The 19,593-nt window shown below is 70.3% G+C and carries 14 protein-coding genes and 1 pseudogene; 5 read left to right on the top strand and 10 right to left on the bottom strand.

The annotated features are described in order from the left end of the window. The first annotated feature begins 286 nt into the window (after positions 1–286). The 3 genes from PV796_RS06980 (at position 287) to PV796_RS06970 (ending at position 3,031) form a co-directional block, all read left to right on the top strand. Entirely contained in the window at positions 287–1,306 is a 1,020-nt protein-coding gene (locus PV796_RS06980) for a LacI family DNA-binding transcriptional regulator (RefSeq protein ID WP_274912040.1), read from the top strand. Between the two features lie 106 nt (positions 1,307–1,412). Then, positions 1,413–1,928: a lytic polysaccharide monooxygenase auxiliary activity family 9 protein gene (locus PV796_RS06975; RefSeq protein ID WP_274912039.1), complete on the top strand. Its 516-nt coding sequence runs from the start codon at positions 1,413–1,415 to the stop codon at positions 1,926–1,928. Between the two features lie 155 nt (positions 1,929–2,083). Then, positions 2,084–3,031: a hypothetical protein gene (locus PV796_RS06970; protein ID WP_274912038.1), complete on the top strand. Its 948-nt coding sequence runs from the start codon at positions 2,084–2,086 to the stop codon at positions 3,029–3,031. Positions 3,032–3,205: 174 nt separating this feature from the next. Here the strand turns inward: PV796_RS06970 and PV796_RS06965 are convergent, their stop codons facing one another. From PV796_RS06965 to PV796_RS06950, 4 genes are all read right to left on the bottom strand, one after another. After that, complete coding sequence (locus PV796_RS06965) at positions 3,206–3,610, bottom strand: DUF779 domain-containing protein (protein ID WP_274912037.1); 405 nt, start codon at positions 3,608–3,610, stop codon at positions 3,206–3,208. Positions 3,611–3,720: 110 nt separating this feature from the next. Beyond that, entirely contained in the window at positions 3,721–4,659 is a 939-nt protein-coding gene (locus tag PV796_RS06960) for an aminoglycoside phosphotransferase family protein (RefSeq protein WP_274912036.1), read from the bottom strand. A 344-nt stretch (positions 4,660–5,003) separates the two neighbouring features. Continuing rightward, complete coding sequence (locus tag PV796_RS06955) at positions 5,004–5,735, bottom strand: HAD family hydrolase (RefSeq protein ID WP_274912035.1); 732 nt, start codon at positions 5,733–5,735, stop codon at positions 5,004–5,006. Between the two features lie 230 nt (positions 5,736–5,965). Continuing rightward, complete coding sequence (locus PV796_RS06950; protein ID WP_274912034.1) at positions 5,966–6,886, bottom strand: ScbA/BarX family gamma-butyrolactone biosynthesis protein; 921 nt, start codon at positions 6,884–6,886, stop codon at positions 5,966–5,968. Between the two features lie 99 nt (positions 6,887–6,985). On the opposite strand from PV796_RS06950, the gene PV796_RS06945 reads away from it, so the two are divergent. Continuing rightward, a complete protein-coding gene (locus tag PV796_RS06945; protein WP_446750565.1) occupies positions 6,986–7,645 on the top strand; it encodes a ScbR family autoregulator-binding transcription factor in 660 nt (219 codons plus the stop codon). Between the two features lie 62 nt (positions 7,646–7,707). On the opposite strand, the gene polX is transcribed toward PV796_RS06945, so the two are convergent. Beyond that, on the bottom strand, positions 7,708–9,438 hold the full coding sequence (polX, locus tag PV796_RS06940; protein WP_274912033.1) for a DNA polymerase/3'-5' exonuclease PolX: 1,731 nt from the start codon (positions 9,436–9,438) through the stop codon (positions 7,708–7,710). Between the two features lie 460 nt (positions 9,439–9,898). Here polX and PV796_RS06935 point away from each other — a divergent pair, with 460 nt between their 5' ends. Further along, positions 9,899–10,144 carry a hypothetical protein gene (locus PV796_RS06935; protein ID WP_274912032.1) on the top strand — a complete coding sequence of 82 codons (246 nt, stop codon included), beginning with the start codon at positions 9,899–9,901 and terminating at the stop codon, positions 10,142–10,144. A 182-nt stretch (positions 10,145–10,326) separates the two neighbouring features. Here the strand turns inward: PV796_RS06935 and sbnA are convergent, their stop codons facing one another. The 5 genes and pseudogenes from sbnA to PV796_RS06910 all read right to left on the bottom strand — a co-directional run bounded on the left by sbnA (position 10,327) and on the right by PV796_RS06910 (position 19,486). After that, positions 10,327–11,331: a 2,3-diaminopropionate biosynthesis protein SbnA gene (gene sbnA / locus PV796_RS06930; RefSeq protein WP_274912031.1), complete on the bottom strand. Its 1,005-nt coding sequence runs from the start codon at positions 11,329–11,331 to the stop codon at positions 10,327–10,329. Positions 11,332–11,367: 36 nt separating this feature from the next. Continuing rightward, positions 11,368–12,431 (bottom strand): annotated as a pseudogene (sbnB, locus tag PV796_RS06925) (2,3-diaminopropionate biosynthesis protein SbnB). Beyond that, entirely contained in the window at positions 12,428–13,432 is a 1,005-nt protein-coding gene (locus tag PV796_RS06920) for a TauD/TfdA family dioxygenase (protein WP_274912030.1), read from the bottom strand. The pseudogene sbnB and the gene PV796_RS06920 overlap by 4 nt, the downstream one beginning before the upstream one ends. A gap of 83 nt (positions 13,433–13,515) precedes the next feature. Then, the gene (locus PV796_RS06915; RefSeq protein WP_274912029.1) at positions 13,516–16,791 is read right to left on the bottom strand and encodes a non-ribosomal peptide synthetase; all 3,276 of its coding nucleotides are present in this window, start codon (positions 16,789–16,791) and stop codon (positions 13,516–13,518) included. A gap of 61 nt (positions 16,792–16,852) precedes the next feature. Further along, complete coding sequence (locus tag PV796_RS06910) at positions 16,853–19,486, bottom strand: Pls/PosA family non-ribosomal peptide synthetase (protein WP_274912028.1); 2,634 nt, start codon at positions 19,484–19,486, stop codon at positions 16,853–16,855. Positions 19,487–19,593: the final 107 nt, after the last annotated feature.

Here is a 19,593-nt window from a genome sequence, read left to right as displayed (position 1 = left end):
GAGAGCCCCTTTGCTCTGCGGAACGGTGAAGCGGGGTGAACTCGATCTCTGGGGCACGCCGCGGCAGGCAGCAACCTCGGGAAAACGTTCTCCGGAAATTTCGCTCATGGCCCGCGGAGATGTCAATGAAACATCAAGGAAGTGTGAGACAGGCGACCCGCATCCCCGCTGGTAGGAGGCGGTACCCAACTGATACGTGTGTGCACCGGCGGTGATAACGATTGCCGCCGACGTCGAGGACGACGGCGCCCGCGGCCGGGGTCCCGTAGCGGAAGGGCGCGCCGCCGTGGCCGAAGTGACCTTGCGGGACGTCGCGCGGGCGGCGGGCTGCTCCATCGCCACCGTCTCCCGCGTCCTGGCCGGCACCCGCCCGGTCGGTGCCGAGACCGCCCGCGCCGTGCGGCAGGCCGCCGACCGCCTGGGATACCGCCCCAACGAGGTCGCCCGGGCGCTGCGCAGCCGCGTGACCTGCACCGTCGGCCTGGTCCTCCCGCAGATCGCCAACCCCTTCTTCCCGTCCCTCGTACGGGAGTTGGACCGCGCGTTGCACGCCGAGGGGCGGGCCGTGCTGCTCGCCGACTGCGACGACGACCCGGAGACCGAGGCGGCCCGGATCGCCGCGCTGTCGGACCGCCGGGTCGACGCCCTGCTGGTGGTCCCGGTCGACGAGCGGCGCAGCCGGGAGGCGGTGGCGGCCGCCGCGGCGCGGGTGCCGCTGGTGCTGCTGGACCGCGACTGCGGCCCCGGCGTCGCGGACTCGGTCGCCGTCGACAACGCGGCCGGAATGGCGCTCGTTCTGGCCCACTTGGCCGCCACCGGCCGCCGCCGTCCCTGCTTCATCGGCGCCGCCGGGACCGCCTCCGCGGCGGCCGAACGGCGCGCGGCCTACGTCACGAGCGCGGCCGCCCTCGACCCGACCGCCCCGGAGCGCGCGCTGCTCGGCGACTTCTCCGTGGCGTGGGGCCGGGCCGCCGTCGACCGGCTCTGGCCCGCCCGCCCGGACGCGGTGGTCTGCGCCAACGACCTGATCGCGGCCGGCGCCCTGCAGCGGCTGCGCCAACTCGGCGCCGACGTCCCCGGCGAGGTCGCGGTCACCGGCTTCGACGACATCCCGCTGGCCGGCCTCGCCGATCCGGCGCTGACCACCGTCCGCCAACCGCTGCCCGAACTGGCCGCGGAGGCCGCCCGGTTGCTCCTCGACCGCCCCGTGGGGACCGCGGTTCCCGGTCCCCGTCGCCCGGTCCGCACCGTCCGTCTCGCACCGGAACTGGTGGTCCGCGCGTCCAGCGCGCCGAGCGGGCCCTGAACGGCTCGTGTCGGACCTCTTGACCGTACGCGGTCACGGCGTTAAGTCTAGACCAACCCCCCTGCGCACCCTCGCGTCAACCACCCCCCTACGCGAAAGGGTTGACATGAACAAGAAGAGAAAGCTCGCCGCCTCCATCGGCGCCGGCATCGCCCCTCTCCTCGTCCTCACGATGTCCGTGAGCCCGGCCAGTGCCCACGGATACGTCTCCTCACCGCCCAGTCGGCAGGCCCAGTGCGCCGCCGGCACCGTCGACTGCGGCCCCATCAAGTGGGAACCGCAGAGCGTCGAGGGGCCCAAGGGGCTGACGAGTTGTAGCGGCGGCAACAGCCAGTTCGCCGACCTGGACGACGACTCCAAGGCGTGGAAGGTCACCCCGGTCCAGAGCACCCAGGACTTCACCTGGCGCTTCACGGCCCGGCACGCGACCGCCAACTTCCAGTATTTCGCCAACGGTCAGAAGATCGCCGAGATCGACGGCCACGGCGCCCAGCCGCCGGCCGAGGTCACCCACAGCGTCAACTTCGGCAGCCTCAAGGGCCAGCAGAAGGTCCTCGCGGTCTGGAACATCGCCGACACCGCCAACGCCTTCTACGCCTGCATCGACGTCAACGTCGGCTAACCCTCTCACCGCTCTCCTCTCCCTCTTCTCCGCTCACCGTCCCCAACGTCGCCCCGCGACCGTCCCCGGCCGCGGGGCGACGGCACTCTCAGGCGCACCCGTTACGATCGGCGCATTCAAGGGCCGATGCGGGTGGCCGCAGCCGGGAGGACGAGATGGGTCTGTTCCGCCGGGGACCGAAACGGGACCCCCGCGACGTCGCGCGCGACGACGAGTTCGGCTTCTTCTCGGAGCGGGAAGGCCGCGTGTTCAGATCCGAGGTCCGACAGGCGTTCGCCGAGCACGGTCTGGAGGTCACCGCCTACGCCGGAGTGGTCACCGACTCCGCGGGCCGCCAGTTCGGCCTCGGCAATCTGGCCGCCGTCTGCCACCGCGACCGCCGCGGCGAACGCTGTTGGCCCGCGCTGATCCGCGACCACGTCGGCAAGGTGCTGCGCACCATGGACGGCCCGCAGCCGCTGGAGATCCTCTCCCACGACGAGATCCGGGCCTGCCTCTACCCCCGGGTCGTCGCCCAGGAGACCCTGCCCGCCTCCGACTCCTTCCGCTACGGCCGCGAGCCGGCCCCGGGGTTGTGCGAGGTGCTCGCCCTCGACCTGCCCGAGGCGGTCCAGATGCTCAGCGAGGACTCGCTCACCGACCTCGGGGACGTGGCCGAGCTGCGGATCCGGGCGATGAACAACCTGCGCGCCCTGCCGGTCGAGGGGCACGAGACGGTGCGCCGCGGCGACGGCTCGGCGTTCGAGGTGCTGCTCGGCGACTCCTTCTTCACCGCGAGCCGGGTACTGGTGCTGGACGAACTCGTCGAGCGGCTGACGGGCACCGGACTCACCGGGGACGGCGCCCTGGTGGCCCTGCCCTTCCGCCACCAACTCGCCTTCCACCGCATCCACGACGCCCAGGTCATCCCGGCGCTCCAGGCCATGGCGCAGTTCGCGGCCGCCGGTCACGAGGACGCGGCGGGCGCGATCAGCCCCCGCGTCTACTGGTGGCGCCGCGGCAGGATGACGCCGCTCAGCGAGCCGGACGGCGACGGGCTGCGGGTGGTGGTCGACGTGGAGTTCCAGGACATGCTGGAACGGTTGGTGCGGGACGAGCCGTAGCCGCCCTGACCGTCCGGGACCGCGCCGCGAGGATTTCCGCGAAATCCTCGCCCGGTGGGGAACCTCGGCCGGCCGCGGGCCGTTTGAGAGGGTGAGGCCCCGCGCGTTCCCCCGTGCGCGGGGCCTCACCGCTGCCTCGGACTCCTGTCGTCGGCGCACCCGTTGGGCGCGCGGTCATCCGCCGAGCGCCGCCCGCTCCTCGTCCGTGAAGAGCCGGGAGCGGATCAGGAAGCGCACGCCGTCCGGCGCCTCCAGCGAGAAGCCGCTGCCCCGCCCCGGGACGACGTCCACCGTCAGATGGGTGTGTCGCCAGCGGGCGAACTGGTCGGCCGACATCCAGAAGCCCACCGGTTCGGGCACGTCGGCCACCGCCAACTCCGCCAACAGCACGTCCGAGTCGCCGGTGCGGAACTCTCCCTCCGGATAGCACATCGGCGCACTGCCGTCGCAGCAGCCGCCGGACTGATGGAACATCAACGGTCCGTGCCGCGCGCGCAGCGACCGCAGCAGCGCGGCGGCGGCGTCGGTGAGCGCGATCCGCGCGGCTTCCTGCGGCGGGCCGGTGCCCTCGTCGTCCATGGTGTCGCCCCTTCCTCGGCCGGTGACGGCGGGCCGCTCCCCGCTGCCGGGCGGGGGAGTGCCCGCCTGGCAGCATGGCAGAAGCCCGCCGTGCTACGGAACGCGGCCGATCAACTCCCGTGCGGCGCCGGACGGTTGAGCAGCGCCTCGGCGATGGCCATCTGGGCCGGTGCGAGGGCGTGCTCGCCGTCCTCGACGTCCCACAGGGCGTTCTGCAGGACCCGGCCGAGCGTCCAGCCCACGGCCCGCTCCCGGTCCACGCCGACCACCTCGGTCAGCAGGTCGAACCGCCGCAGCACCGCCCGCCGCACGTCACCGGTGGCCACCACTTCGTTCCACCGGTTGTGCAGCGCGGGCAGCAGCTCGAAACCGGGGTCGCCGGCGAGCGGTTCGGGGTCGATGGCCAACCAGGGCTCCCGCCGCCCGGCCAGCACGTTGTCGTAGTGCAGGTCCCAGTGCAGCAGGCGGTCGCCGGCCTCGTCGAGGAGCTCGGCGACGGTGGCCGCGCAGTGACGCACCAGCCGCCGCTCGGCCGGGTCGCCGAGCGCCGGGACGGCCCCCGGCGTCTGCTCCACCATGGCGGCGGCGACGTCCGCGAGCCGCCGCAGGCCCGCCGGGGCGGGCACCGCCACCAACCGGGCCATCAGCACGGCCAGGATGCCCAGCGCCTCGATGTCGTCGGGCACTGCCGACAACGGTCGGCCGGCGTCCAGCCGTTCCAACAACTGGGTGGCGCTGGCCTCGTCGTGGTCGAGCAGGCGGACGATGCCGTTGCCGCGCCAGGCCAGCAGGCTCGCGGCGGCACCGGCGTTCTCCTCGCGCGGCTGCTGGAGCTTGAGCGCGGCCGGCGTCCCGTCCGGGCGCCGCACCGGCAGGACGAGCGAGGCCATGCCGTACCGGGCGGGACCGTCCGGACGCAGCGCCCAGCGGTCAAGGAACTCCGCGCCCAGCGCCGGCAGTGTGGTGAGCCAGGCGCGCTCCGCGGCGCCGTGCGCACCGTAGGACGCGGTGAACGCCTCGGGGACGTCGATCGGGGTCGACGTGGTCATCAGGGATTCTCCTTCGTGGATCCGGATCCGTGCGGGTGCGGCAACGAAGGAGGTGACGGGGGCGCCCGGGCCGCGGGCCTGCGTCAAAGCATGTCCCCACCCTAACCCGCCCGGGCCCGGGCGGGCCCTGCCGTCACCGCGGCCAGGGGGACGGCGGTGCGGAGCGCCGGCCGGAGCCCGCCGGCCGAGGAGCGCCGCGCGCCCGGAGACGCCGCCGGTGCTCGCCGACCGACGCGAACTGGCCGTGCCTGGAAGGGAGATGACGGATGGTCGGGTGGGAGGCGAGAGCCCGGCGCACCGTGCGGGCGGGCGGTCGGGGCGCCCGGCGCGGGGCTGGGTCTCGGTTAGGGCGTGCCGTTTTGCGTGCCGTGCTGGGCGCCGTTGGGGCCGTCGCCCTGGATGGGGATGCGGGCGCCCGCCCAGCCCTGCACGGCCGGTTCCTGGAGCGAGTGGACCCACCAGTCGGCCAGCGTGGTCTCCGGCCCGGACGGGCGGGGGCCGACGCCGATCACCCGGAGTCCGGCGGCCGCGGCCGCCTGGATGCCGCAGTGCGAGTCCTCGACGGCCAGTGCACTGGCCGGTTCGACCCCGCAGAGCCGGGCCGCGGTCAGGTAGACGTCCGGGTGGGGTTTGGGTCTGGTGCTGGCGTCGGGCACCACGATGTGGCCGAAGAACCGGCGCAGCCCGGCGAAGTCCAGGCAGGATTCCACGACTTCCAGCGGGCAGTTGCTGGCCACCGCCAGCGGGGCGAACCGGGCGGCCGAGCGCACCAGTTCGGGGGCGCCGGGCATGGTCGTCGGGTTGGCCGCGACGAGTTGCCGGAAGCGGTCGAGCAGCGAGGCCGTCAACTCCTCGGTCAGGTCGGGCCGGCCGACCGCATCGGCCATCAGCCGGCCGCACGCGGTGTAGTGCAGGCCCCGGGCCTGTTCCGCGAACCCCGGGGCGGGGGCGTAGCCGTATTCGCGCAGCACCACGTCACGGGCGTCCACCCAGTGGCGTTCGGTGTCCATCAACGTGCCGTCACAGTCGAAGACGACGGCGGCGGGGGTCCAGGAAAGGATGCGGTGTGCTGTCATCCGAGGTTCCGTTCCGCTGGGCCCGGAGGGCGGCGATGTGACCGGGTGGCCTTTCGAGGCATGACTGCGTCGGTGCACGGCCGCGGCAGCGGGCTTGAGGGTTCCCGACGGGGGGCGGCTCCCGCGCACGGGAGATCAACGCGCGCTCCGCGTCGGAAAATAACGATCGTTACGCTACGGACGGCGACGCGGCGGGGTCAATAGATCGATAAAAGTCCATATTTTATGCCCTATGCGTAACTGAGGGTGCCGTAGGCCGTTGGTGTGCCGCCCTGGACGATGCGGAACACGCACGTCGAGTGGTGCCGGGTGCACAGCACGCGGGCGAGCGGCGCGAGTTCGGTGAACCGCACCGCCCTGAGCCGCCCCCCGCGCGGGCGCGCCAGTGCGCCTCCGGTGCGGTACGCGACCGCCTGTCGCGCGGCCTCCAGGAGCACCATCCCGGGCACGTGGTCGGTGGGGTGGTCGAAGAGGAACGGGTGCAGCGGGTCGGCCGGCGCCACCAACAGCCCGTCGCCGTCCAGGGCGAGGACCGCGTCCTGGAGGTGGTTCACGGTCAACGCGGCGACGCCCGGGCGGTGCGCCGGCGGCGGGGGCGCGGGCGTCGGAGTGCCGGTCGCGCCCCGGGCGCGCAGGGCGGCGTAGCCCGCCTCGGGCACGAACCGGACCCCGCCGCCGCCCCGGCCGAAAAGCGCCCCTCCAGCGGCGAAGTCGACGTCCAGCCGCAGGCCGGTGACGGTCCCGTCCGGTGTCCGTCGGACGCCGCTCGCGCGGGCGCGGCAGGTGATCTCGGTCGCGCCGGGGGCGGCCGGCGGTTCGGCCGCAGGGGAGAGCCGGAAGTGCAGGTCGGTGATGATCGCGTGGCATGTCGCGGGGACCCCGTAGAACCGCAGCGGGACGTATAGGCCGAGCTGGCGCAGGGTCTCCACCAGGACCAGTGGGCTGTGCCGTTGTGGCCCGGTGCGCGGGAAGGTCGTGTGGGCCCGCGGCCAGCACGCCGCCGCGTCGAAGGTGTCCGTGGCCGGCGCCGGGCGGACGTCCGTGAGGAGGACCTCGGCCACCGAGGTCCGGTGCACCAACTCCCGCTCGACGGTCCGGGACCAACTGAGCGGTCGGCTCTTTTCGGCCGGGCCGGAAGGTGACGTATTCATATGACTAGGGAATATCGGAATTCGAACACCCGCACCCGTGAATTGGGGGAGGCGGGGCGCGGTACATTTCCAGCAGGTGGCACGAGAACGACATCTGAGGTGCATGTGCAGATCCGGGCGAAGACGACGCGCAGGTTCCTTCTGGAAGCGGCCGCAACGCTGTTCGACGAGCGGGGTTATGCCGGCACGAGCATCAGCGATATCAGCGCGCATTCCGGCCGCACCAGCGGCGCGATCTATTTCCACTTCGCCAGTAAGGAGAAGCTCGCCCTGGCCATCGTCGAGGAGCACTTCGCCACCTGGCCGCAACTGATCAGCCGTTACCGACAGCCCGGCGTACCGGCGTTGGAGAAACTCGTCGGGCTGAGCTTCGAGGTGGCGCGGGCGTTCCGGGACGACGTCGTGGTGCGGGCCGGGGCTCGACTGTGGGCGGAGCGCAAGGCCATCGAGACCCAGCTCCCGACGCCGTTCCTCGGCTGGATCGAGGCGGTGACCCAGCTCCTCGAAGAGGCCGCCCGCAACGGCGAACTGGCCGTCGGGATGCAGCCGGTGGTCACCGCGCACGGCGTGGTCTGCGCCTTCTTCGGGCTGCACACCGTCTCCGACGCGCTGGAGGGACGGCGGAACATCGAGGAGCACCTCGACGACCTGTGGCTGTTGCTGCTGCGCGGCCTCCAGGCCGAGCCGGACCCGGCCGCGCTGCTGGACCGGGTGCACCGGCGGGACCGCGGCACGACACCGGAGCCCGAGCCCGCCTAGGGCTCGCCCCTCGGACGGGCCCCGGCGCCGCGCGCGCCCGACGGCTGTGCCGGGGGCGGCCGTTACGGTCGGCGGCCCGCGCGCAGGAAGCGGCGCAATTTCGTCAGCGGCCAGGCATTGATGATGTCGTCCTTGGTGAGCCAGCCGCGCTGCGCGGTGCCGATTCCATAGCGCAGATAGGGCAGGTGCGTGGTGGCGTGCGCGTCGGAGTTCACGGCGAATTTCACGCCGTGCCGCTTGGCGCGCAGGATGTCCTCATCGCACAGGTCCAACCGCTCGGGATGGGCGTTGATTTCCAGGGCGGTGCCGGTGCGGGCGCAGGCTTCGAATACCGCGTCGAAGTCCGCGTCGATTCCCGGGCGTTTGCCGATCAGCCGGGTGGTGGGATGGCCGATGATCGCGACGTACGGATTCTCGCAGGCGCGGATCAGACGGCGGGTGAGCGCCCGTCGGCTCTGGTTGAAGTGCGAATGCACCGAGGCCACGCAGAGGTCGAATTCCGCCAGGAACGCGTCGGGCCAGTCGACTTCGCCGTCCGGGTCGATGTTGAGTTCGGTGCCGTGCAGCAGCCGCATGCCGCGGTGCTTGCGGTCCAGGGCCCGCACCGCGGCCCGTTGGGCGAGCATCTTCTCGTCGGTCATCCGCTGCATGGAGAGGTTCGGGGCGTGGTCGGTGACCGCGTAGTACGCGTAGCCCCGGTCGGCGGCCGCGGCGACCATGTCCTCCAGGGAGGACAGGCCGTCGGTGAGGTCGGTGTGGGTGTGCAGATCGCCCCGGATGTCCTGCTCCGTGACCAGGTCGGGCAGTTCGTCCCGCAGCCCGGCGGCGACCTCGCCGCGGTCCTCCCGCAACGGCGGTGCGATCCACGGCAGTCCGAGCCGGGCGTAGATCTCCTCCTCCGTCTCCGAGGCGACCAACTCGCCGCTCTCGCTGTCGAACAGCCCGTATTCGGACAGCTTCAGGCCGTTGTGCACCGCGATCGCGCGGGTCCGGATGTTGTGTGCCTTGGCGCCGGTGAAGTACTGGAGGCCCGCGCCCCAGGAGGCCGGCGGCAGCACCCGCAGATCCACCTGGAGGCCCTTGGTGGTGCGGACGGAGGTCTTCTTCTCGCCGTGCGCGATGACCTCGGCGGTGGACGGGAGCTCGGCCAGCGCCGCCATGAACGGCGCGGACCGCTCCGCGGCGACGAGGATGTCGATGTCCCCGATGGTCTCCCGCATCCGGCGCAGCGACCCGGCGTAGGCGCAGCGCTCGCAGCCGGCGATCCGGGACAGTTCGCCGGTGATCTGCTCGGCGACGTCCATCGCGGCGTTGAGCAGGATGCGGCCGCCGCCCGCCTGCTGCAGCAGCGCGATGCCGTGCAGGATGTTCTCCTCGGTCTTCTCGCCGAACCCCTTCAGGTCCCGCAACCGCTCCTCGTGGACGGCGTCCAGCAGTTGGTCGACGGAGGTGATCCCCAGGTCCTCGTAGAGGACCAGGGCCTTCTTCGGGCCGAGCGTCGGGATGGTGATCAACTCCCGTACGCCGGCCGGGATCGTCGCGCGGGTCTCCTCGATCACCGCCACCCGGCCCGAGCGCAGGAACTCCACCACCTTCTCCGCGATCGACGCCCCGACGTGCGGGATCTCCCGCAGCCCCTTGGCGTCCAGCTTCGAGACGTCGGCGGGGTGCCCCCCGATGGCCCGGGCGGCCTTCTCGTACGCCCGGGCCTTGAAGGCGTCGCCGCCGCTGATCGCGAGGAGGTCGGCGTACTCCTGGAGCAACGCCTCGACCTCGTCATTGGCGCGGACCATACCTCCAGGGTGCCCCCGGAGCGGCGGGGCGGCAGCCGGACCGGGGTCAGGAGGCGAGACCGGCGTCGCGGGCCCGCACCGGGCACCGGCTCGCCGACCGGCTGCGCACCGGACGCGCGGGGCGTCGGGTGCCGGCCGCGGCCTGGCGGTGCGCCGAGGCGCTGACGCGCCGCGGCGGTGGCCGTCGCCGTGCTGATCGCGGTGGTGCTCATGGCGTCCGGGAGGGGGGTGATCGCGGCGACGGTGCGATATCGGGACGATCAACGCTGAGGAAATTCACCCCAGTTTGCCCGGGTAAAAGCGATTCGTACGCTGTTCGCCTTGCTGCATGGCAGTTTGGTGAGCGCCGTGATGCATGGCCCGGCCGGCGCCCGCGGGGGAGTCTTGGAGCACCGGAAGGAGCGGGCAACACCGCACATTCCGGATCCGGTCCCACCCACAGCAGGAGGAGCGAACCACCATGAAGTCCCCCACAACGTCCCGCACTTCGGCCGCCCTCGCCCTTGCTCTCGCCTCCGTCGGAATCTTCGGCGCCGTAGCCGTCGGGGCGGCGCACGCCCCCGAGGGCTCGGCACCGGCGGTGGCCTCGGCCTCGCGGGTGGTCGTCGCGGACAGCGGATGGGGCCGGTTCGTCGCCGTCGGCGCGGCGGGACGGGCGCCGGCGCCGAAGGACAGCGGCTGGGGCCGCGTGGGGGCTCTGACGTGACGGCGGGCGGGTGAACTCCGGCGCCCCGCTGGGTGGTTCAGCCGCCGGCCGACTCCTCCTCGTGGAGTCGGGTGGCCGTGTCCGGTGGCAACGCGCCGCCGGGCGGCGGGCCGCCGGCCAGGAGGACGCGCTGCCCGACCGGGGCGGCGGTACGGCGGCGGCCGGAGCCGCACGACGGGACCTCAGCCGCCGCGCCACTCACCGACCCGACTCAGCCGCGCCGCCAGCCGATCCTGATCGAGCACGTCCTCCCCGTACAACGCCCGGACCCAACTCGCCTGGTAGACGGTGTCCAGGTAGCGCTCACCGAGGTCCGGGGAGATCGCCACCGCCGTGAGGTCCGGGTCGGACTGCCTGGCCAACCACTCCTGGGCGCCGCTGACGACGGTGCCGGTCGAGCCCCCGAAGAGGAACCCGCGCCGGGCCAGGCGGTGACAGGTCCGGATGGTGTCCACCTCCCGGACGTGGATCACGTCGTCCACGAACGACTCGTCCAGCAGCGCGGGGCGGACGCTGGTGCCCAGGCCGGGGATCATCCGGCGGGCCGGCTCGCCGCCGAAGGTCACCGAGCCGACGCTGTCCACCGCCACGATCTTCACCTGCCGGTGCAGCTTCCGGAAGTAACGGGCGCAGCCCATCAGCGTGCCGGTGGTGCCCGTCCCGATGAACAGCACGTTCAGGCGCGGGAAATGGCGCGCGATGGCCGGCGCGGTGGTGCGGTAGTGGGCCTTCCAGTTGTTCGCGTTGGAGTACTGGTTGAGCCAGACATACCGTTCGTCGGAGGCGCACAACCGCTGCACGTGCGCCAGGCGCGCACCGAGCAGACCGCCGTGCGACGCCGGCTCGGAGATGATGTGCACCTGGCCGCCCATCGCCTCCATGAACCGCTGCGCCGAGAGGTTGCAGCGCGCGTCCGTCACGCAGACGAAGCCGTATCCCTTGCTGGCGGCGATGATGCTCAGGGCCACGCCCAAGTTGCCGGAGGACGATTCGATGATGATGGACCCCGCCCGCAGGGTCCCGCTCTCCTCGGCGGCCTCCACCATTTCGGTCGCGGCCTTGAGCTTGATCGAGCCGGCGAAGTTGAATCCCTCGCACTTGAGGAACAGGGCGTGCCCCACCATCGACCGCAGGTCGACGTAGAGGTCCTCGGCGTTGAAGTCCGCAGGGGTGGAGATGACCGTCATGACGCCTCCTTCCGCACTCGTGGCGATGTCGGCCGGTCAGCCATAGCGGCGTAGTTCGTGGAAGAAGTCGTCGACGACGTGGAGGGCGTCGGAGCGGGCTACTTCGTCGTAGACGTACTTGCCGAGGGCGAGGTCCAGTACGCCGAGTCCGAAGGGTGAGAACACTACGGTCTGGTCGGTGGGGACTTTTACGCGTGCGTTGATGACGTCGTTGAGTGTGCCGTTGATGAAGTCTCGTGTGCCGGTGCGTTGTTCGGTGAGGTGGGGGGAGGTGTTGGCGGTGAGGCAGTGGTCGATGTCGTCGAGGAAGTTGGCGGCGGTGAGCAGGATGTCGGGTGTGAGGTCGCGTAGGGAGACGTGGAGGATGAGGGGGTGGTGGTCGAACCACGTGGGGTTGGTGATGTGGGGTTGGTTGGCGATGGTGGCGAAGACGATGAGGTCGCTGGTGCGGATGAGTTCTTCGGGGTCGTTGTGGATGGTGACCCAGGGGGTGGTGCCTGCTTGTTCTGCGTAGAGGCGGAAGCCGGCGGCGCTGTCGGGGGAGAGGTCGTGGATGCCGATTTGGTCGAAGTGCCAGCCGGTTTCGGTGAGGAAGGTGTGGATGTAGCGGGCGATGAGTCCGGTGCCGAAGAAGCCGATGGTGCGGGGTCGGGGGCGGGTGCGGGTGAGGTGGTCGGCGGCCAGGGTGGCGGAGGCTGCGGTGCGGGTGGCGCTGATGATGGAGCTTTCCAGGCAGGCGAAGGGGTAGCCGGTGTCGTGGTCGTTGAGGATGAGGACGGCGGAGGCGCGGGGGATGCCGGCTTCGATGTTGGTGGGGAAGCTGGAGATCCATTTGAGGCCGTCGATGGGGGTGGTGCCGCCGAGGGAGGCGGGTAGGGCGATGATGCGGGAGGTGGGGCGGTCGGGGAGGTGGAGGAAGAAGGAGGGGGGGTTGGTGGTTTCGCCGTTGTCGTGGAGGCGGTAGGTGGTTTCGATCAGGTCGACGATGCGGTGGGCGTGTCCGGTCAGACGTGTTGGACTTGGGCGCCGGAGATGACGGCGAAGGTGGGGATGGTGCGGGGGTTGGGTGGGTGGGTGTGGGCGGGGTGGAGGGTGGTCATGGGGTGGTCACCTCGATGGTGGGTGAGCAGTCGGCCAGTGGCGTGGGGTTGGCCAGGCCGACGAGGACCTCGCGGGTTCCGGTGAAGGGTTCTCTGCTGTGTGCGGTGCGGATGTTGTCGACGAGGAGGAGGTCGCCGCTTTGCCAGGGTTCGCGGGCGGTGTGGGTGGTGTAGGTGGTGTTGAGCAGGTCGATGACGTCTTCTTCGATGGGCTCGCCGTTGCCGTAGGCGGTGTTGAACGGCAGGCCGTCGGTGCCGTAGGTCTCGGTGAGGTATTCGCGGATTTCTGGCGCCAGGGTCCACTGGTTGAGGAAGGCGATCTGGTTGAACCAGCAGCGTTGTTTGGTGTGGGGGTGGGTCAGCAGGGCGCTGCGGCGTTGGCGGGTGTGCAGGGTGCCGTCGGGTTGCCACTGGTAGGTGATGGCGTTGGTGTGGCAGTAGTTTTCGATGGTGTGGCGGTCCTCGGTGCCGAAGGCTTCGAGGGTGGAGGCGCCGATCTCGTTGTTGTAGCTGCGGGTCAGTAGCCATCCTTGGCGCTCGAAGCGTTTGACCAACCGCCGTGGCAACGCCCGCAGTACGGCCGCGGCGTCGGCCACCGCGGTGGCTCCACCGTCCTGGGGGGCGGTGTGGCACGCGAAGAGCATCAGGCCGGGGAAGGTGGTGGTGTAGCTGAGTTCGTGGTGCATGCACATCGGCTGGTTCTGCGGCCACTTCGAGGACGAGTACACCCCCGGCTCGTAACGCTCCCGGGGCGCGAAACTCTCCCGCTCCGCCATCAGACCACCGGACAACGCCCGGAACACGGCCGCAGTCACCGCCGCGTCACCCAAACCCAACCCACGAACCAACAACGCACCATGCTCGCGGAGAGTGGCGTAGAGGGCGTCTCGGTGTTGGCCAGCCCAGCGCGCCGGGTCGTCGCCGCCCTCGGCGAGGAGGATCGGCGGTCTGCCGGGCTGAACGGCTACGTCGAGCAGGGTCGTTGACGATGGCAGTGACATGTCGGTGCCTCTCCTGTCCTTGGCCGCTGCACCCCTGGTGGGGGAGTTGCGCGGCAGTGGTGCCGTATCGGTCCTCTCGGGGGTCACGAGGTATCGGTGCGCAGGACGGCCCGGGCCGCGTCGGCGGGGCGGGTGCGGGGGAAGTAGTGGCCGCCGTCGGGAAGCCGGCACAACTCGACGTGGTCGGCCAACAGCCGCCAGTCATCCAGCCGGTGGCTCCCCTCGACGGTGAACGGGTCGTCGTCCGCCAGAACGAGGGTGACTGGCGCGGTGAGCCTGGTGGTTGGTGGGTGCTCCAAGGCATCCGCGAAGTAGCGGTGCGCGGCCACACCGTCATGCCGATAGGCGGCACCGACCCGCTCGGCACGCCGGGCGTCGAGTGCGCCCAGTGCGAGCGGGTCGTTGTCCGCGGTCAGTTCCTTGACGATCTCCGCGTCGCTCCGGGCAAGCAGTGCCTCCGCGGCGGCGCGCCGCTCGGCGGCATCGCCGAGCAACTGGGCCCCGAGGAAGACCCGTTGGACGTGCACCTGTTCTTCCTGGAGCAACTGTGCCGTGGCCCACGCATACGCCGCCCCCGCCGCATGCCCCCACAACACCACCCCGGCCAGGCCACGTCGGGCGATCTCGTCGGCGGTCTGCCTGACCACCTCCTCCAACGGCGCGAACGGCGCCTGGTCATCGGCCGGTTCATGCCCGGACAGTGCAACGGCATGCACCGCGAACCCACCGGCCCGCAACACCTCAGCCATCGCCTGGAAAGCCACCGCGCCACCACCCGCGAAGGGGAAGCAGACCAGATGACCGACAGGCTCACCCACCGGCTCGACAAGCGTCTGTAGCAGCCCACCCCCGCCGCCGTCCTCGCCCTCGTCGTCCTCGCCCTGCTTCCGGTGCCCGTCGAGCAGCTCGGCCAAGTCAGCCAACACCGGGTGAGTGGTGAGTTCCCTGAGGGAGACGGCCCGGTCGAGCGCGATCACCAACTTCAACGCCGAGAGCGAGGTGCCGCCCCGGCCGAAGAAGTGATCCCGCCGCCCGATCTGGGCCTCCGGCACCCCGAGGACCTCCGCCCACGCGCGAGCCAGTCGCCGCTCGGTGGGGGTGTGCGGAGCGTCCTGTCCCTCCTCGGGTGCCTCCGAAGCGTTGGCGAGGGCGGTCAGCGCCTTGCCGTCGATCTTGCCGTTCGCGGTCAACGGCAGCCGCTCCAGCCACTGGAAGGTGGTGGGCACCATGTAGGAGGGCAGCGAATCCCCCAACTGCACTCGGAGCGCCTCGTCCTCCAGTGGTTGTGGGCCGCTGTAGAAGGCCACCAACCGCTTGCCCTGCCCCTCCCCACCGGCCACCACCACCGCACCATCACGCACCCCCACCACCCGCGACAACGCGTTCTCCACCTCACCGATCTCGATCCGGAACCCCCGGACCTTCACCTGTGCATCCCGCCGCCCCAAAAACTCCAACTTCCCACCAGGCAACCACCGCCCAAAATCACCCCCCACATACAACCGCTCACCCACCCGATGCGGATCCTCCCGAAACGCCACCCGCGTCCGCTCCGGATCATTCACATACCCCCGCCCCACGCACACCCCAGAAAACACAATCTGACCCGGCGCACCCAACGGCACCGGCTCCACATCCTCATCCACCACATACACCCGCACGTTGTTCACACACCGCCCCAACGGAACCCGCTCCCCCCGCGGAACCGCCACCATCACCTCGTGATGCGTGTCATCCGACGTCTCCGTCAACCCATACGCATTCATCAACCTGATCCCCGGATTCACCGCAAACCACCGCTGCACCAACTCCCTCTTCAACGCCTCCCCCGTCACCGACACACACCGCAAATCCGGCAACGCCCGCGGATGCAACTCCAGATGCGACACCACCGCCTCCAAATACGACGGCACCACCTGCACCACCGACACCCGCCCCCGCGCCAACTCCTCCACAAACCGCCCCACATCCAACACCGTCTCCTGCCCCACCAACAGCGTGCGCCCACCCACCACCAACGCCGAAACCAACTGCCACAACGAAATGTCAAAACACTGCGGCGCCGTCTGCGCCACCACACTGCCCTCACCCATCCCCAAGTCATCAATCTTGGCGAACAGATGATTCAAAAACCCCGCATGCTCACACAACGCACCCTTGGGCTCACCCGTCGAACCACTGGTGAAATACACATAGGCAAGCTGATCCGCACCCACCTCCACCCCCAAATCCTCACCACCGAAACCGCCCTCAGCCAACACCTCACCCACACACAGCCGACGCACCCCCGACACCATGGCCAACGCCTCATCCAACGCCCCCGAACTCCCCGCCTCCACCAGCACCAGACCACACCCGGCACGCCTGAGCATCGCCGCCATCCGCTCAGCCGGAAAACGCGGCTCGATCGGCAGATAGACACCACCAGCCTTGAACACCGCCAACACCGCCGCCAACCACTCCACCGACCGCTCCGCCACCACCCCCACCACACCCTCACGCCCCAACCCCTGCGCCACCAACGCCCGCCCCAACCGATTCGCCCACCCATTCAATTCCCCATACGACAACCACTCCTCCCCCCACACCACCGCAACCGCCCCCGGCTCCACCCGCACCCGCTCCTCGAACAACTCATGGAACCGACGATCCGGAAGCACCCGAAACGGCCCCGCCAACCCCTCCAACTGCACCCGCCGCTCAGCCACAGACAACAAGGCGTGCTGCACCGGCGCGGCCTCCGGATCGGCGACGAACTGCGCCAACGCAGCAAGGTGATAACCACCGATCCTGGCCACGCTCTCGGCGTCCAACACCTCCGTCCGATACCGCAACCGCAACACCATCCGCTCGCCGCACCGCACCGGCGCGACCCGCAACACGGTGCTCTCGGCCAGCTCCTCCCCGCCCCCGGACAGATCCCACTCGACCTCGAACAGGTCATGTTCCAGGCCCAGTTCGTTCCTGAGGTCCGTCACCCTGACGCCGCGGTGGGCGAGCAGGCCCTCCGTCGCGCGGGTGGACTCCGTCACCAGCCCGCGCCAACTGTGTCCGGCGGTGGACACCCGGCACGGCAGCGCCGGCCCACCCTCGGCGGGCCGGTAGCCGGTGGTCACCTCCGCCTCACCGGAGAGTGCGGCGAGCACCTTGGCGTGCGCGGCCAACAGCACCGCCTCCGCCGTCGCACCGAGCGCCGCGGCCTGACGCGTCAGGGCCTCGGCGGTCTCGTCGGGCAGCGTCAGCTCATGCGTCGCCAGTCCGGTCACCGGATGCCGCGACCATCGGGGCACCGCGGTGAACCCCCCGACGGCCAGGGCTCGTTCCCAGTACGCCCGGTCCTCGTCGGTCAGCTTCTTCATCGTTGGTGCTCCCTTCGCCGGCTCGTACCGTGCTGGATGGACCGATCACGGTGACTGGGGCTCAGCCGGACGTGCGTCTGGCGACGGTCGTGCCCTGGTGTGCGGAGCGCCGTGGCGGTGTCTGGCGGTCGGCCAACGGCGTCGACTCCGCCCCGGTGTCTGTGGCGGGGGGCTGGCGACGGTGGGAGCCGGCATCGGCGGCCGGGTTCCCCAACCACAGTGCGCGTGGTGGCACGTCCTCGCCCTTCATCAGGAAGGAGTCGGCGGCCAGCACCGCGCCGTCGCCCATCGTCACGCCGTAGTGCACCAGCGCACCCACCCCGAGGGTGCATCCGGCGCCGAGCGTGCTGCGGTCGGATTTGAAGGTGCCGTCCTCCTGCGAGTGGCACTGGATCCTGCTGCTGGCGTTCAGGGTGCAGTCGTCGCCGACGGCGGTGAGCGTCCGCTCGGTGAAGTAGCAGCCGTCGTCGAAGACCCGACGGCCGATCCGGACCCCCAACAGCCGCCACAGCACAGCCTTGAACGGGGTCCCGTTGAAGGCGTTGAGGTGCGTGTCCGGAACCTTCCACAACCGCTCGTGGTGCCAGAAGTACGGGTCGTAGATGGAGCACACCTGCGGCTCCAGGGCACGGAACCGCATCAGGAACCGCTCCATGACGCCGTAGTAGAGGGCGGTGAGCACCACGGCGCCGACCAGGAATCCGGCGTCCAGCAGGCTTCCGAACCAGCCCTCGCCGTTGACGGTCGCCAGGCCCAACAGCACCAGCCCGAAGAAGTGCACCCACCGGGCGAGCAATGCCAGGCCCATGGTGCGGAGGTTGTACCGGTTCTTGGCGGCCAGGCGGTTGCGCAGTTCGTCGCCGCTGCGCAGGTGGTCGAAGCGGCTGTCGCGCTCCACCGTCCGCGGGATCTCAAAGGGCGGCGAGCCCAACAGCCCCACGCCCTCCCGGATTTCGCCGTCGAGCGGCACCATCACCTTGGTGGCCAACAGGCAGTTGTCGCCGGTCCGACCGCCGGGCGGATAGGCGATGTGGTTGCCGAGGAAGTTGTGCTTGCCGATCGTGGTGGGCACGACGCTGAAGGACGTGCCGGAGAACTCGGCGTTCATGATGGACAGTCCGTCGGCGACCATCGTGCCGCTGCCCACGAAGCTCAGGAACGGCGACTCGTGTTGCAGGCCGCTGCCGAAGTTCGAACCGGTCTGTTCCACCAGGGAGAGGTCGTATCCCAGGCTCCGCAGGTAGTGGACGATGTAGGAACTGTCGCCGAACAGCCAGATGAAGAACTTCAGGTTGGTCATCCGCGCGACCGAACGGTGCACCGTGTAACGGAAGCCGTACAGCGGATACACCGCCCCGGGCTCGATCACCCGGTGCATCACGCGCGGCAGGCTGACCAGCACGACCAGCCCCACCACCACGAACCCGACGAACAGCACGGCGGACAGCAACAGCGCATTGACGTAGAACGCCGCCGAGGTGAGGGGCTGCTCGGCCAGGAACCCCGTTCCTGCGAGCACCGGGACCCGACTCCACAGCACGGCGAACACCAAGACGGACAGCGGCAGGACGACGAGCAGCGTCCGCGCGAGGTCGGCCAGACCGAACGCCGCTCGGCGCGCGGTGCCACACCGCGCGGGCGCGACGCGCAGGTAGTCCAGCTCGGTCGGCTGCCCCGGCGACCCGTGCCAGCGCTGACCGGCGGGCACCGCATCACCGGACTGAAGGGTGGAGGTGTGCCCGAGCTGCCCCCCGTCCCCGATTGAGGAATTGATGTCCAGAACGGTCCGCTCACCGACGAACACATTCCGCCCGAGAGTGACCCTCCCCGTCTGAATCCGCCCGGCATACGCCCGGTAACAAAGGAAGAACGAATCCTTACGCAGCACGCTCCCCGCACCGACGCTGAGCAGATCCGTACACACGGGAACGTGTCGCGACAACACCGTGACGTGCTTACCGACCTTCGCCCCCAGCGCCCGCAGGTAGAACAGGTAAATCGGACTGCCCACGAACACCACGACCGGGTTGGCCTGCACCAACACCTTCACGATCCAGAACCGCAGATACCCGACTCCCCAGACCGGGAACTCCCGCGGGGTCCACCGCCCGACGAGCACCCACTTCACCACGATCGGGAAGGCACACAGGCCGAAGAATTCGGCACCCCCGAAGAGGACCGCCCGCACATAGATATCGCCCGGCCCGGTCCCGTCGGCAACCCACCCATAACCGCCCGTGAAGGTGAACGCGATCAGGTAGGAATACCCGAAGAAGAAGAGCAACTGCGCGATCCCGCACAGGACATAGCGCACGGTGCTGCCCGGTAGCGGCGCCTCGGTCGACACCGAGGAGGCCCGGTCCGCCGGTGCCCCGGCGGCCGCGGGCACGGCATCGGCCAGCGCCGTCGCCAGGCCCCGCACGGTCGGATGCGCGTAGATGTCCTTCATCGACACCGACGGCAGGTCCGCCCGCTTCCTGACCCTCGCGCAGAAATGCGCCATCACCAGCGAATCAGCCCCGAGATCCGCAAAAAAATGCCCATCGACCGGAACCGGTTCGGCGCGTGTCAGCACCTTGGCCAGCAATTCGGCAAAGGCGCGTTCCAGGCCCGCCTCCGATTCCCCGCCGCGCGGCGGGGATATCGCGGCTTCCGTCGAATCGTTGGGCCGGTCGTCGGCAGATTCATTCACCATGTGAGCTCCTTGAGCGCCTCATGCCTGCTTTTGTCGCCTGAACCCGACTCACCAGACATACGGTCGGGGCGGGCCCATGAGGTGCCGCGGTGCCGGTGGAAACGCAG

It is taken from the genome of Streptomyces sp. WZ-12 (assembly GCF_028898845.1).
GTDB lineage: Bacteria > Actinomycetota > Actinomycetes > Streptomycetales > Streptomycetaceae > Streptomyces.
This window is presented reverse-complemented; position numbering and strand designations above follow the sequence as displayed.

Excerpts from the sequence above, each read along its gene's own strand:
- PV796_RS06920 (WP_274912030.1), bottom strand. The coding sequence starts at position 13,432 with ATGTCACTGCCATCGTCAACGACCCTGCTCGACGTAGCCGTTCAGCCC.
- sbnA (WP_274912031.1), bottom strand. The coding sequence starts at position 11,331 with ATGACGGTCATCTCCACCCCTGCGGACTTCAACGCCGAGGACCTCTAC.
- PV796_RS06935 (WP_274912032.1), top strand. The coding sequence starts at position 9,899 with ATGAAGTCCCCCACAACGTCCCGCACTTCGGCCGCCCTCGCCCTTGCT.
- PV796_RS06960 (WP_274912036.1), bottom strand. The coding sequence starts at position 4,659 with ATGACCACGTCGACCCCGATCGACGTCCCCGAGGCGTTCACCGCGTCC.
- PV796_RS06910 (WP_274912028.1), bottom strand. The coding sequence starts at position 19,486 with ATGGTGAATGAATCTGCCGACGACCGGCCCAACGATTCGACGGAAGCC.
- PV796_RS06970 (WP_274912038.1), top strand. The coding sequence starts at position 2,084 with ATGGGTCTGTTCCGCCGGGGACCGAAACGGGACCCCCGCGACGTCGCG.
- PV796_RS06975 (WP_274912039.1), top strand. The coding sequence starts at position 1,413 with ATGAACAAGAAGAGAAAGCTCGCCGCCTCCATCGGCGCCGGCATCGCC.
- PV796_RS06965 (WP_274912037.1), bottom strand. The coding sequence starts at position 3,610 with ATGGACGACGAGGGCACCGGCCCGCCGCAGGAAGCCGCGCGGATCGCG.
- polX (WP_274912033.1), bottom strand. The coding sequence starts at position 9,438 with ATGGTCCGCGCCAATGACGAGGTCGAGGCGTTGCTCCAGGAGTACGCC.
- PV796_RS06950 (WP_274912034.1), bottom strand. The coding sequence starts at position 6,886 with ATGAATACGTCACCTTCCGGCCCGGCCGAAAAGAGCCGACCGCTCAGT.
- PV796_RS06955 (WP_274912035.1), bottom strand. The coding sequence starts at position 5,735 with ATGACAGCACACCGCATCCTTTCCTGGACCCCCGCCGCCGTCGTCTTC.
- PV796_RS06915 (WP_274912029.1), bottom strand. The coding sequence starts at position 16,791 with ATGAAGAAGCTGACCGACGAGGACCGGGCGTACTGGGAACGAGCCCTG.